We start from the raw sequence: 12,737 nt of genomic DNA, 5'->3' as shown, positions 1-12,737 counted from the left end.
CCAGGAGCCAGGACCCGTGCGTGCCTCACCTACGATCGCGCTCGCCGCGGTGGCGGCGGTCGCGGTACCGCTGGCCGGCTGCGGCGGCGGCTCCTCCACCGGCGGCCGCCCCTCCGGGGAGGCGGCGCCGCGGTCGGGCGCCCCCGCCGCCCCGCCCACCCCGGACGGCGCCTGGATCCCCGGGTACGTGGCCGACATGAGCCTGGAGGAGAAGGTCGGGCAGCTGTTCGTGCCCACCTTCTCCAGCGCCGCCGACGCCCGCTCGATGATCAAGAGGTACCACGTCGGCGGCTTCATCTACTTCCCGAACAACATGGCGGACGGCCCCGAGGGCACCGCCCGGCTGTCGAACTCGCTGCAGAAGGCGTCCAAGCTGCCGCTGCTGATGGGCGTGGACGAGGAGCAGGGGCTGGTCACGCGCACCCCGTTCCTGACCCGGTTCCCGGGCAACATGGCGCTCGGCGCGACCCGGCGGCCCGCCGACGCGCAGGCCGCCGCCCGCGCCACCGGCGCCGAGCTGCGCGCCGTCGGCATCAATCAGAACTACGCCCCGGTCGCCGACGTCAACGTCAACCCGGCCAACCCGGTCATCGGGCTGCGGTCGTTCGGCTCGGATCCGGCGCTGGTCTCGCGGATGCTCACCGGCGCCATCGGCGGCTACCAGTCGGCCGGGGTCGCGGCCACCGCCAAGCACTTCCCCGGGCACGGCGACACCGACACCGACAGCCACACCGGGCTGCCGGTGATCACGCATTCCCAGGCCGAATGGGAGCGGCTGGACGCGCCCCCGTTCCGGGCCGCGGTCGCCGCCGGCGTCGACGCGATCATGTCGGCGCACATCGTGGTGCCCGGCCTGGACCGCTCGGGCGACCCGTCCACGCTGTCGAAGAGCGTGCTGACCGGGCTGCTGCGCGACCGGCTCGGCTACCGCGGCGTGATCGTCACCGACTCGCTGCGGATGGAGGGCGCGCGGCGCAAGTACGGCGACGCGAAGACCCCGGTACGGGCCCTCAACGCCGGCGCCGACCAGCTGCTCATGCCGCCCAGCCTGCCCACCGCCCACCGGGCCGTGCTGCGCGCAGTCAAGGACGGCACCGTCTCTCGCCAGCGGCTCGACGAGGCCGTCGGCCGGATCCTGCGCCTCAAGGAGCTGCGCGGGCTGTTCGCCGGCACCACCGCGGACCCGGCCAAGGCGGACGCCGTCGCCGGAGCCGCCGCGCACAAGGCGGCCGCGCGGCAGGTGGCCGAGCACGCCGTCACGCTCGTCCGCAACGACGACCGCACGCTGCCCCTCAAGGGAAGGACCGTGCACGTCACCGGGCCCAGGAGCGACACGCTGATCGCGGCGCTGCGGCGCGAGGGCGTCACCGTCGCCGGCTCCCCTGCCGCGGCCGACGTCACCGTGCTGACCACGCAGAACGCGGGCGCGGCGACCGCGTCCCGGATCCGGGCGCTCGGCTCGAAGCCGGTCGTGGTCGCGGCGCTGGGCCGCCCGTACGACCTGGACCAGGCCGGCGGCGCCAAGGCGGCGCTGGCGACGTACTCCTCCGGGTCGGCCGCGGTCACCGCGCTGGCCCGGGTGCTCGCGGGGTCGGTGAACCCCACCGGGAGGCTCCCGGTACGCGCCGCCGGGAAGCCCGTCGGTCACGGACTGTCGTACGGGTGACTCCCCGCGGTGTGGACGCGCCGCCCGCGGCCTGGGAAGATCACGCGACGGTCGCACCCCCAGGAGGTCCCGTGCACATCGCGTCCCGGCTGGCCGCCCTGGCCCTCGTACCGCTGCTCGTGACGGTGCCCGCCGCGTGCGGCGAGGACGAGCCCGAGATGCCGCCGCTCACCCCCGAGCCCGGCGACGCGCTCCCGGCCGCGCGGTCCAGCGCGCCGCCGCCCGCGCAGAGCCGCGCCGCGCGGATGGTGCTCTACAAGTACCTGCGCGGGATCGCGGCCGGCGACGCGAAGGTGTGCGCCCACCTCGCGCCCGGCTACGAGAGCGCCACGTACCCGGACCCGGGCGGCTGCGAGAAGGGCCTCGCGGCGGCGAAGGCCAGGCTGCGCCCGCAGGACGTGACCGCCCTGAAGAGCGTGACCGTCCCCGCCGCCGAGGCCGGCCCGGACGAGGGCGAGATCACCATCGCCTTCGAGGACCTGAGGTGGAAGGCCGAACCCGCCCGTCCCGGCGGCGTCCTCGCCGCCCGCTACACCCTCGCTCAATCAGGAGACCGCTGGCTCATCACAGGATGAGCCAGCGGTCCGGTGCCTGTTCGAACCCGCTCGGGGGTCAGGGCAGGTTCTAAAGGCCGAGTTCGGCCAGCCCTGGGAGGAGTTCGCGCGCCGCGTCCTTGGCGGCCGCGGCCGTCTTGGCGGCGCGGGACGCCGCCGCGGCCGCGCGGCACTCGTCCAGGGTGTGGCGGGCCAGTGCGGCGCGGACCAGGGGCAGCGACGGGGCGCTCATCGACAGGGTCGTCACGCCCAGGCCGACCAGGACGCACGCCAGGACCGGGTCGCCGGCGGCCTCGCCGCAGACGCCGCAGCCCTTGCCGGCCCCCTCCGCGGGGGCGGCGGTCATCGCCACCAGGTCGAGCACCGCCGGGCGCCACGGGTCCTGGAACGCGGCCAGCGCGCCGATCTGCCGGTCGGCCGCGCACGCGTACTGCGTCAGGTCGTTGGTGCCGATGCTGAAGAACTCCACCTCGGTCACCAGGTCCCCGGCGCGCAGCGCGGCGGCGGGCACCTCGACCATGACGCCCGGCCGGTCGATCCCGGCCGCACGGCACTCGGCCGCGAACGCGGCGGCCTCCTCGGCGTCGGTCACCATCGGCGCCATGACCTCCAGCCGCGCCGCCGTGCCCGCGGCGGCCCGCGACAGCGCCGCGAGCTGGGTCCGCAGGACGTCCGGGTGGGAGCGCGCCATGCGCAGCCCGCGCTCGCCCAGCGCCGGGTTGGGCTCGTCGCCGGGGGGCGGGAGGAAGGCCAGCGGCTTGTCGGCGCCGGCGTCCAGGGTCCGCACGACGACCTTGCCGCCGGGGAACGCGTCGAGGACGGCCCGGTACGCCTCCTCCTGCTCGGCCTCCGACGGCGGGTCGGAACGGTCGAGGAACAGGAACTCGGTCCGGTACAGGCCGACGCCCTCGGCGCCGTTGGCCAGCGCCTGCTCGACGTCGCGGGGGCCGCCGATGTTGGCCAGCAGCGGGACGGCGTGCCCGTCCTTGGTGGCGCCGGGACCGGTGGACCCGGTCAGCAGCTCCGCGCGGGCCGCGGCCGCGCCGCGCGCCGCCGCGACCTCCGCCTCGGTCGGCTCGACCCGGACGGTGCCCGCGGCGCCGTCCACCAGCACCCGCGTGCCGTCGGCCAGCGCGGTCGCGCCGGGCAGCGCCACGACGGCCGGGACGCCCAGCGTCCGCGCGATGATCGCGGTGTGGCTGGTCGGGCCGCCCTCCTCGGTCACGAACGCGACCACCATGGCCGGGTCGAGCAGCGCGGTGTCGGCGGGCGCCAGATCCCGCGCGACCAGCACGAACGGCTCGTCCGACTCGGGGACGCCGGGCACCGGCAGGTCCAGCAGCCGGGCGATCGCCCGGTCCCGGATGTCGTCGAGGTCGCTGACCCGGGCGGCGAGGTACTCCCCCGCGCTCGCGAGCATCTCGCGGTAGACGCCGAACGCCTCGTACACGGCCCGCGCCGCGGCCACGCCCTCGTCCACCTTGGCGGACACGCCGTCGGCGAGGCCCGGGTCGCGCGCCATCAGCGCCTGCGCGTTCAGGACCTCCATGCCGCTGGTGTTGCCGCGCTCGCCGGCCTGGGCGCCGCGGTCCTCCAGATCGGCGGCCACGGCCTCCAGCGCGGCCAGCGCGGCCGCCTTCTCCGCCGCCGCGTCCCCGCCGTGCCGCGCGTCCGCGGCCGGCTCGGGGACCGCGCCGGCGATGGTGCGCACGGGGCCCGCCCCGACGCCGGGGCTGACCCCGGCCCCCGCGAGCCGCTCAGGCACCCTCGGGCTCCGGCTTGTTGAGCAGCGCCTCCAGGCTGTCGAGCAGCTCGTCCGCGCCCTCCCCGTCGGCCGAGATGACGATGTCCTCGCCGTGGCGGGCGTCCAGGCCCAGCACGGCCAGGATGCTCTTGGCGTTGACGGGAGCGCCCCCGCGCTTGGCCACGGTGACGTCCATCGGGGCCTTGGCGGCGGTCTGCACGAACAGCGCGGCCGGCCGCGCGTGCAGCCCCACCTTGGACTCGATCTTGACGTTACGCTCGGTCACAGCCACTCCCTCGTTTCCCGCACTCTCGTGTCCCGCACTCTCGTGTCCCGCACACTCGTGTCCCGCATACGTTCAGCCGCCGCCGGGCACCCGCAGCGCGGGACCCGGCAGCACGTCGACTTCCTTCAGGTTCGCCACCACGTGGTCGGCGGCGGCCAGGGCCCCGGCCGGCACGGTCGTGGTCACCCCGACGCAGGTCATACCCGCCGCCTTGATCGCGGCCACGCCGGCGGGCGCGTCCTCGAAGCCCACCGCCCGCTCCGGCGGGATCCCGAGACCGCGGCACGCGGCCAGGAACCCCTCCGGGTCGGGCTTGCCGGTCGCCACGTCGTCGGCGGTCACCACGGCGCCGAAGCAGTCCCGCACGCCCAGGCCGTCCAGCAGGCCCTCGGCGTACGAGCGCTGCCCGGACGTGGCCACGCCCAGCGGCAGGCCCGCCTCGTGCAGCGCCCGCACCAGCTCCACCGCGCCGGGGACGACGCCGACGGGCGGCGCCTCCGGGCCGTGCTCGTACGAGATCGCCTCCGCGAACAGCTCCTCGACCGTCCGGCCGGGGAACAGGTGGATCAGCTCGGCGAGCACCTCGCGGCCGCGCCGCCCGGCGAACGAGGCGATCAGCGCCGGGTCGTGCGCCGCCCCGTGCCGCTCGAACAGCCACGCCCACATCACCTGGTTGCGCGGCTCGCTGTCGATCAGGGTGCCGTCCAGGTCGAAGACCGCGGCACTCAGCTCCAGACGAAAAGCTCGGCCCCCCTCTCGACCTCGCCCGACTCGACCACGCCGGCCAGCGCGTCGGCGCCGGCGTCCAGCGCCACCACCGCGGTGACCGGTGAACGGCCGCCGGCCTCGATGTCGGCGGGGTTCCAGCCGACCAGCGGCTGCCCCCGGACGACCTGGTCGCCCTCGGCGGCCAGCAGCTCGAAGCCCGCGCCCTTGAGCTGGACGGTGTCCACGCCCAGGTGGACGAGCACGCCGTGCCCCTCGGCGTCCACCACGACGAACGCGTGCGGATGCAGTTTGACGATCTTCCCGTCGACCGGCGCGACCGCCTGGCCGGGCGCCCGCGCGGGGTCGATCGCGGTGCCCGGGCCCACCATGGCCTGGGCGAACACGGGATCGGGCACGCCGGCGAGCCCGACCGCCCGGCCGGCGACCGGTGCCACTACTCGCGTCATTGCTTCGCCCTCCGAGGGGGTCTAGTCGAGGATGTCCTCGATGTCGCTGGCGATGGTGTCGGCCTCCGGGCCCACGACCACCTGGACGACGCTGCCGCTGCGCATCACGCCGAACGCGCCGGCCGCCTTCAGCGCCGCCTCGTCCACCTTGGCCGCGTCCGAGACCTCGGTGCGCAGCCGGGTCGCGCAGGGCTCGATCTCCACGATGTTGCCGGCGCCGCCCAGCGCGGCGACGATGGCCTCGGCCTTGTCCATGCTCACTCCTGTTTTCCGTCCCGGTCCGGCCGGTCAGCCGGTCTGGGTGACCTTGTTGAGCCCGCGCGGGACGTCGGGGTCCACGCCGAGCCGGCGGGCCAGCGCCTCGACGAGGAGCTGGCCGGGCACGATGAGGCCCAGCGGGGCGACCCACTCGGGCAGCGACGGGCCGGGCAGCGCGCGCGAGCACGCCGCCGCCAGGCCGGAGCCGCCACCGATACCGTACGCGCGGGCGCCCGCGCCGCGGACCCGCTCGGCGAGCGCGATCGTCCCGGACAGCGTGGGGCCGGATTCGGCCGCCACCAGCAGCGCCGGGGTCTGGCCGTCGACCACCGCGATCGGCCCGTGCAGCAGGTCGGCGTACGACAGGCCCATGGCGTGCAGGTAGCACGCCTCCTTGATCTTGAGGGCGAGCTCCAGCGCCGTCCCGAACGCGATGCCGCGGCCGGACACGACCGCGCCGGGCACCGCCGCCAGCTCCTCGACGATCCCGGGCAGCTGCTCGGACGCCTCGGTCAGCTCGATCACCCGCGCCACCTCGTCCGGGACGCGGCTCAGGTCGCCCGCGTCGGCGCCGGCGCCCAGCCCGAGGCCGAGCACCGACAGGGCGGCGAGCTGGGTGGTGTAGGTCTTGGTGGCCGGTACGGCGATCTCGTCGCCGGCCTCGGTGAGCAGCGCGACCTCGGCGGCCTCGGCCAGCGGCGAGCCGGCCCCGTTGGTGATCGCGACGGTGCGGGCGCCGCAGCCGGCCGCCCACTCCATGGTCTCGACGATCTCCTCGGTCTTGCCGGACTGGCTGATCGCCACGGCGAGCACGCCGTCCAGGTCGATCCGCCGGCGGTAGGTCGTGGCGATCGACGGCGCGGCCAGGGTGGCGAGCCGCCCGGCGTGCGACTCGACCAGGTAGCGCCCGTACACGGCGGCGTTGTCGGACGAGCCGCGCGCGATGAACAGCACCTGGCGCGTCTCCCGCGCCAGGCCCTCCAGCTCGGGGATCCGCGGCAGCAGGGCGTCGATCGTGCGGCGCAGCGCCGCGGGCTGCTCCCCGATCTCGGCGCGCATCCGGCTCGTGCTGGTCCCGCTGTCAGACATGATCCCCTCCGAAGACGTTCTCCCCGGCGATCCAGGTCGCATGCGCCCGGTGGTCCGGGCCCAGCCAGACCAGGTCGGCCGCCGCGCCGGGAGCGATGCGGCCCAGGTCGGGACGGCCGATCAGGTCGGCCGGTACGCGGGTGGCGGCGTCGATCGCGGTGACCGGGTCGATCCCGATCGAGATCGCGTTGGCGATCGCCTCGTCCAGCCGCAGGCCGGAGCCGGCGATGGTGCCGTCGGCGCGCAGCGGCGGGCCCTGCTCGGGCATCTCGATCGGCTCGCCGCCGAGGTCGTAGGTGCCGGGCGGCATCCCGGCGGACGAGGCGGCGTCGGTGACCAGCACGACCCGTCCGGGCGCGGACCGGAACACCAGCTCGGCGACCGGCCCGGCGACATGGTGCAGGTCGAGGATGAGGCCGGGGCTGAGCCGGGGGTCGATCAGCGCCTGCGCGGCGACGCCCGGCTCGCGGTGGTGGACGCCGGTCTGGGCGTTGAAGATGTGGGTGACCTTGCGGGCCCCGGCCTCGGCGGCGGCCGCGACCTGCTCGGCGGTCGCGTCGCTGTGGCCGACGCTGACGAGCACGCCGTTCGCGGTGAGGGTGCGGATCGCGTCCAGCGCGCCGTTCCGCTCGGGGGCCAGCGTCACCAGCTTGACCAGGCCCGTCTCCAGCAGCGCGGCGATCGCCTCGGGCGTGGGGTCGGTGAGGTGCGCGGCGTTGTGGGCGCCCTTGCGCTTCTCGGAGAGGAACGGCCCCTCCAGGTGGACGCCGAGCACGCGGGTGCCGGCGGGCAGGCCGGGCAGCAGGTCGCGGGCCCGGCGCAGCGCCTCGGCCTGGACCGCGACGGGCGCGGTGATGAACGTCGGCAGGAACGAGGTCACGCCGGTCTCGGGCAGCCGCCGGACGACGGTGTGCCAGCCGGCCTCCTCCGCGTCCACCATGTCGTACCCGAAGAACCCGTTGACCTGGAGGTCGACCAGCCCCGGCGCCAGGACACCGCCGTCCAGGTCGACGCCGGGCGCGCCCGCCGGGCGGCCCTCGCCGACCTCAGCGATCACTCCGTCCTCGATCCGGACGTATCCCGGGGAGAGGACGCGGGTAGGACCGGGCTCGGGGGAAGTGATCAAGCTGCTGGCGGTGATCAGTAGCGATGCCATCCGTGCGCACTTTCTGCGATGGGTCCATCACGGGACGGTGCCGTCCGTAGTACTGGTCTAGTCCGGCCTAGACCAGTAGGCACCATATCCCACCAAACAGGCAAAGCGACAGGGCCGGGCCTCGGGGGAGGGCACGCATGAGTTCGTTGACCGCCGCTGGCGGCGGGCCGGGGGGCGCCGAACGCAACGGCGCCTGGTCCGCCGCGTTCGCCGTGCTCCAGCGGATCGGCCGCAGCCTGATGCTGCCGATCGCCGTCCTGCCCGCCGCCGGGATCCTGCTCCGCCTCGGTCAGGCCGACCTCCTCGGCGCGGACGGCCTCGGCTGGGACCGGATCGCCGAGGTCTTCGCCGCCGCGGGCGGCGCGCTGCTGGACAACCTCGCGATCCTCTTCGCGGTCGGCGTGGCGATCGGCTTCGCGCGCAAGGCCGACGGCTCCACCGCGCTCGCCGCCGTGGCCGCGTACCTGGTGTTCGACCGGGTCACCAAGGTGATGTTCTCCCACACCGAGCAGCTCAAGGGCGGCGTGGTCGCCAAGGTGCAGCAGGAGGACGGCGCCCTCACCGAAGTGATCGACTTCGGCGCCAAGAACCCCACCCAGGTCCTCGGCGGGATCGTGGTCGGCCTCATGGTGGCGCTGCTCTACCAGCGCTTCTACCGGATCAAGCTGCCGTCCTGGCTGGCCTTCTTCGGCGGCCGCCGGTTCGTGCCGATCATCAGCTCGGCCGCCGCGCTGGTGCTGGGCGTGCTGTTCGGCCTGGTCTGGCCGGCGCTGGGCGGCTGGATCGACTCGTTCGGCGACTGGATCACCGGCCTCGGCGCGGTCGGCGCCGGCGTGTACGGGATCGCCAACCGGCTGCTGCTGCCGTTCGGCCTGCACCACATCCTCAACTCGCTGATCTGGTTCGTGTTCGGCACCTACGACGGGCCCGCCGGGGCCGTGCACGGCGAGATCAACCGCTACCTGGCCGGGGACCCGCACGCCGGGACGTTCCTGGCCGGGTTCTTCCCGGTGCTGATGTTCGGCCTGCCCGGCGCCGCGCTGGCCATCTGGCGGGCGGCGCCGCCGGACCGGCGCGCCGCGGTCGGCGGCATCATGATCTCCGCGGCGCTGACCGCGTTCGTGTGCGGGGTGACCGAGCCGATCGAGTTCTCGTTCATGTTCGTCGCGCCGGTGCTGTACGGGATCCACGTCGTGCTGACGGGCGTCTCGATGTACGCGCTGGCCGCGATCGACGCCCAGCTCGGCTTCAGCTTCTCGGCCGGGCTGATCGACATGGTGCTGAACGCGACCAAGAGCAACACCCGGCACCTCTTCCTGATCATCGGGCTGGGCGTCGTCTACTTCTTCCTCTATTACGCGATCTTCAGTTTCGTCATCCGGCGCTTCAACCTGCCCACTCCCGGACGCGAGCCGGCCGAGGACGCCCCGCCCGAGACCAAGGCCGATTGATCGAGGGAGCCCCGCAGGGCCGCGGCGGCGCCTGGACTGACGAGCGAGGCACGAGCGAGGAGGGAAGGCGCCGCCATGAGGCGGCCCGGAGGGGCTCCCGGAAAACACAGCGATCAAGGGAGCCCCGCAGGGCCGCGGCGGTGCCTGGACTGACGAGCGAGGTACGAGCGAGGAGGGAAGGCGCCGCCATGAGGCGGCCCGGAGGGGCTCCCGGCAACACTGTGACCTGCGGTTTTAAACGATCTTGGAGTGCTCTCGGCGTGATCCGGCCGTTATCGCTTCGTGCATTGACAGGCGTTCCAATGCTGTGGTCTAGTCCGGCCTAGACCAGTAGAAATCATGGCGAATCGGCCACTCGCCATGACCAGGCCACTCCCGGCTCCGAGGACGCCCGTGACCACGATCGACCCGCACAGCCCGGTACCCAAGTACTTCCAGCTCCGGGCCATCCTCCTCGACCTCATCGAGGGCTCGGAGCTGCCCGTGGACGCTCCGATCCCGTCCGAGCGGGAGCTGTGCGGCCGGTACGGGCTGTCCCGGATGACCGTCCGGCAGGGCGTCGACCAGCTGGTCACGGAGGGGCGGCTCTACCGCGTCCCGGGCAAGGGCACGTTCGTCGCCCGGCCGAAGATCGAGATGCCGCTCCGGCTGGTCTCGTTCACCGAGGACATGCTGGCCCGCGGGATGCGGCCGGGCGCGATCGACCTCGACCGCCGCACCGTGCCCGCCGACGCCCGGCTGGCCCGGATGTTCGAGGTGCCCGCCGGGACCGGCATCCACGTGATCGAGCGGCTGCGCACCGCCGACGGCGAGCCGATGGCGCTGGAACGCTCGCACATCCTCGCCTCGCTGGCCCCCGACCTGCTCGACCGGCGGCTCGCGGACCGCTCCCTGTACGGCGTGCTGGAGGCGGTCTACGGGATCGTCTTCGACGCCGGCGACCAGACCATCGACGCCGGGCTGGCCGACGCCGCCGAGGCCAGGCACCTGCAGATCTCCCGGGGCAGCGCCGTGCTGCTCCTGCAACGCCGCTCCTACTCCGGTGGCGTCTGCGCGGAACTGGGCGTGTCGACCTACCGGGCCGACCGCTACCAGGTTCACACAGCCCTCGGAAACCCCCCGACCCCCGCGTAGAACCCTTCCGTTCAGAGGAGGAACCCCCTGATGAGTTCGACAACCGCAGTGGACGGGACCGCTGCACCACGACCGTGGTCGAAGTCCCTGGCCGTGCTCCAGCGGATCGGCCGCAGCCTGATGCTGCCGATCGCCGTCCTGCCCGCCGCCGCGCTGCTGCTGCGCCTCGGCCAGGCCGACATGCTCGGCGAGGACGGGCTGGGCTGGATCGAGGTCGCCAACGTCGTCGGCCAGGCCGGTGACGCGCTGTTCGCGGCGCTGCCGCTGCTGTTCGCCGTCGGTGTGGCGATCGGCTTCGCGCGCAAGGCCGACGGCTCCACCGCGCTGGCCGCCGTGGTCGGCTACCTGGTCTACGACCGGGTGTCCAAGGTGATGTTCGCGGAGAGCGACGAGCTCAAGGGCCGCGTCATGATCACCAAGGTGGTCGACGGGGCGCAGAGCCAGGTGATCGACTGGGGCGCCAAGAACCCCACCGACGTCCTCGGCGGCATCCTCATCGGCGTCATCGCCGCCCTCCTCTACCAGCGGTACTACCGGATCAAGCTGCCCACCTGGCTGGCCTTCTTCGGCGGCCGCCGGTTCGTGCCGATCGTCACCGCGTTCGCCGCGCTGGTCCTCGGCGTGGTCATCGGCTTCGTCTGGCCGATCCTCGGCGGCTGGCTGGACAGCTTCGGCGACTGGGTCACCGGCGCGGGGGCGCTGGGCGCGGGCGTGTACGGCGTCGTCAACCGGCTGCTGCTGCCCTTCGGCCTGCACCACATCCCGAACTCGCTGATCTGGTTCGTGTTCGGCGACTACCAGGCCGACGGCGGCGTGGTGCACGGCGAGATCAACCGCTACCTGGCCGGCGACCCGAACGCGGGCGGCTACCTGGCCGGCTTCTTCCCGGTGCTGATGTTCGGCCTGCCCGGCGCCGCGCTGGCCATCTGGCGGGCGGCGCCCGCGCACCGGCGGCCCGCGGTCGGCGGCATCATGATCTCCGCCGCGCTGACCGCGTTCGTCACCGGCGTCACCGAGCCGATCGAGTTCGCGTTCATGTTCGTCGCGCCCATCCTGTACGCGGTGCACGTCGTCCTCACCGGCATCTCGATGGCGGTGCTGGAGGCCGCCGGGGCCCAGCTCGGGTTCGGGTTCTCCGCGGGCGGGATCGACTTCCTGCTCAACATGACCAAGGACAACACCAAGGGACTCGGACTGATCGTGGGGATGGGCGTGCTCTACTTCGTCCTCTACTACGTGATCTTCAAATTCCTGATCGAGAAGTTCAACTTCGCCACCCCGGGCCGGGAGCCGGAGGGCACGGAGTCGGTGGCCGCCGACCCGGGCGCCGATCCCGAGCTGGCGGCGGCGGGCAAGTCCGGCGGGAAGGCGGACAGGAAGCCCGCGGCGGACGCGCCGCCGGCCGACAAGGCCTGACCGGCCGCGAGACCACCCCCGAGAGTCCTCCTCTCCTCCCACACCTCCCAGGAGGACTCGCCGAACGGCGGCGGACGCCGGAACACGACGTCCGCCGCCGTTCGGCTTTTCTTGTGCGCGCCCACGAAGCGCGACCGCCGATCCTGATACGGATCCGCCGCATCCGGCCATCCCGTATCGCGGCCCCCTCCCCCGCCTCTGGAGAACGACGCAGATCCCCCGCCAGGAGCGCCAGGAGGCCGCCGCGATGACCAGCAGCCACGCCGTCGTCCGCATCGTTCCCAAGACCACGGCCCACCGGGTGAACGGGACGCTCGCCCTGCGCCCCGCCCCGGTACCCCCGCCGGCGCGGCGAAGAGCCCACCTCTCCGTGGCCGGCGGACCGCCACGAGGGCACGCCGAGGCCGCCCTGCGGATCGTCATCGAGATCCTCGCCGGTACGCGCCCGCCGCGGCACCTGTCGGGCACGGCCGACCCGGAGGTGTGGCAGGGGCTCGCCGTCCACCGCGCCGGCACCGCCGCCCGCACCCGGATCGCGCCGCCGCGCGTACTGCGGACGTGGGTGCAGGCACCCGTGCCCGGCGCGATGGAGACCGGCGCCGTCGCCGTCCTGGACGGGCGGGTGCACGCGCTCGCCCTCCGCCTGGAACGGCACCACGGCCGGTGGCGCTGCACGGCCATCGAGACGACCGTTCCGGCCCGGCGGCCGTAGCCGGACGCGAAAAGCGGCGGCCTCCCGGGTGGATGACCAGGTACGGCGGGAGCTGCTGCGCAAGATGCGCCGGCTGCCTCTCGGCTGGTTCACCGA

General features: G+C 74.1%; 13 protein-coding genes. 6 read left to right on the top strand and 7 right to left on the bottom strand.

All coding sequences use genetic code 11. From position 1 onward, the window contains the following. The first annotated feature begins 16 nt into the window (after nt 1–16). On the top strand, nt 17–1,666 hold the full coding sequence (locus AB0881_RS28885) for a glycoside hydrolase family 3 N-terminal domain-containing protein (RefSeq protein ID WP_366621827.1): 1,650 nt from the start codon (nt 17–19) through the stop codon (nt 1,664–1,666). 71 nt (nt 1,667–1,737) lie between these two features. Continuing rightward, nucleotides 1,738–2,241 (top strand): hypothetical protein, encoded by a 504-nt coding sequence (locus AB0881_RS28880; RefSeq protein WP_366621825.1) that lies wholly within the window; start codon nt 1,738–1,740, stop codon nt 2,239–2,241. Between the two features lie 49 nt (nt 2,242–2,290). Here the strand turns inward: AB0881_RS28880 and ptsP are convergent, their stop codons facing one another. The 7 genes from ptsP to nagA all read right to left on the bottom strand — a co-directional run bounded on the left by ptsP (nt 2,291) and on the right by nagA (nt 7,928). Beyond that, nucleotides 2,291–3,985 carry a phosphoenolpyruvate--protein phosphotransferase gene (ptsP, locus tag AB0881_RS28875; protein ID WP_366621823.1) on the bottom strand — a complete coding sequence of 565 codons (1,695 nt, stop codon included), beginning with the start codon at nt 3,983–3,985 and terminating at the stop codon, nt 2,291–2,293. Further along, entirely contained in the window at nt 3,978–4,250 is a 273-nt protein-coding gene (locus AB0881_RS28870) for an HPr family phosphocarrier protein (RefSeq protein WP_366621822.1), read from the bottom strand. Before AB0881_RS28870 ends, ptsP begins: the two co-directional genes overlap by 8 nt. A 72-nt stretch (nt 4,251–4,322) precedes the next feature. Next, nucleotides 4,323–4,979, bottom strand: a complete 657-nt coding sequence (locus AB0881_RS28865) for an HAD family phosphatase (RefSeq protein WP_366621901.1) — start codon at nt 4,977–4,979, stop codon at nt 4,323–4,325. Beyond that, nucleotides 4,976–5,425: a PTS glucose transporter subunit IIA gene (locus AB0881_RS28860; protein ID WP_366621820.1), complete on the bottom strand. Its 450-nt coding sequence runs from the start codon at nt 5,423–5,425 to the stop codon at nt 4,976–4,978. The genes AB0881_RS28865 and AB0881_RS28860 overlap by 4 nt, the downstream gene beginning before the upstream one ends. 21 nt (nt 5,426–5,446) lie before the next feature. Beyond that, nucleotides 5,447–5,680: a glucose PTS transporter subunit EIIB gene (locus AB0881_RS28855; protein ID WP_366621818.1), complete on the bottom strand. Its 234-nt coding sequence runs from the start codon at nt 5,678–5,680 to the stop codon at nt 5,447–5,449. A 33-nt stretch (nt 5,681–5,713) separates the two neighbouring features. Continuing rightward, nucleotides 5,714–6,742 (bottom strand): SIS domain-containing protein, encoded by a 1,029-nt coding sequence (locus AB0881_RS28850; RefSeq protein ID WP_366621899.1) that lies wholly within the window; start codon nt 6,740–6,742, stop codon nt 5,714–5,716. Between the two features lie 22 nt (nt 6,743–6,764). Next, entirely contained in the window at nt 6,765–7,928 is a 1,164-nt protein-coding gene (gene nagA / locus AB0881_RS28845; protein ID WP_366621816.1) for an N-acetylglucosamine-6-phosphate deacetylase, read from the bottom strand. 137 nt (nt 7,929–8,065) lie between these two features. On the opposite strand from nagA, the gene AB0881_RS28840 reads away from it, so the two are divergent. From AB0881_RS28840 to AB0881_RS28825, 4 genes are all read left to right on the top strand, one after another. Further along, nucleotides 8,066–9,379, top strand: a complete 1,314-nt coding sequence (locus AB0881_RS28840) for a PTS transporter subunit EIIC (protein WP_366621814.1) — start codon at nt 8,066–8,068, stop codon at nt 9,377–9,379. 393 nt (nt 9,380–9,772) lie between these two features. Continuing rightward, nucleotides 9,773–10,513, top strand: a complete 741-nt coding sequence (locus tag AB0881_RS28835) for a GntR family transcriptional regulator (protein WP_366621812.1) — start codon at nt 9,773–9,775, stop codon at nt 10,511–10,513. Nucleotides 10,514–10,543: 30 nt separating this feature from the next. Beyond that, nucleotides 10,544–11,929 carry a PTS transporter subunit EIIC gene (locus AB0881_RS28830; RefSeq protein WP_366621811.1) on the top strand — a complete coding sequence of 462 codons (1,386 nt, stop codon included), beginning with the start codon at nt 10,544–10,546 and terminating at the stop codon, nt 11,927–11,929. Between the two features lie 247 nt (nt 11,930–12,176). Further along, nucleotides 12,177–12,641 (top strand): Rv3235 family protein, encoded by a 465-nt coding sequence (locus AB0881_RS28825; protein WP_366621809.1) that lies wholly within the window; start codon nt 12,177–12,179, stop codon nt 12,639–12,641. Nucleotides 12,642–12,737: the final 96 nt, after the last annotated feature.

Origin of the sequence: Spirillospora sp. NPDC029432 (assembly GCF_040703975.1) — a bacterium.
In the GTDB taxonomy this organism is placed as follows: Bacteria; Actinomycetota; Actinomycetes; order Streptosporangiales; family Streptosporangiaceae; genus Spirillospora.
The sequence above is the reverse complement of the archived record's forward strand: the minus strand, read 5'-3'. Positions and strand labels throughout refer to the sequence as shown.

Excerpts from the sequence above, each read along its gene's own strand:
- AB0881_RS28860 (WP_366621820.1), bottom strand. The coding sequence starts at position 5,425 with ATGACGCGAGTAGTGGCACCGGTCGCCGGCCGGGCGGTCGGGCTCGCC.
- AB0881_RS28855 (WP_366621818.1), bottom strand. The coding sequence starts at position 5,680 with ATGGACAAGGCCGAGGCCATCGTCGCCGCGCTGGGCGGCGCCGGCAAC.
- AB0881_RS28850 (WP_366621899.1), bottom strand. The coding sequence starts at position 6,742 with ATGCGCGCCGAGATCGGGGAGCAGCCCGCGGCGCTGCGCCGCACGATC.
- nagA (WP_366621816.1), bottom strand. The coding sequence starts at position 7,928 with ATGGCATCGCTACTGATCACCGCCAGCAGCTTGATCACTTCCCCCGAG.
- AB0881_RS28840 (WP_366621814.1), top strand. The coding sequence starts at position 8,066 with ATGAGTTCGTTGACCGCCGCTGGCGGCGGGCCGGGGGGCGCCGAACGC.
- AB0881_RS28830 (WP_366621811.1), top strand. The coding sequence starts at position 10,544 with ATGAGTTCGACAACCGCAGTGGACGGGACCGCTGCACCACGACCGTGG.
- AB0881_RS28825 (WP_366621809.1), top strand. The coding sequence starts at position 12,177 with ATGACCAGCAGCCACGCCGTCGTCCGCATCGTTCCCAAGACCACGGCC.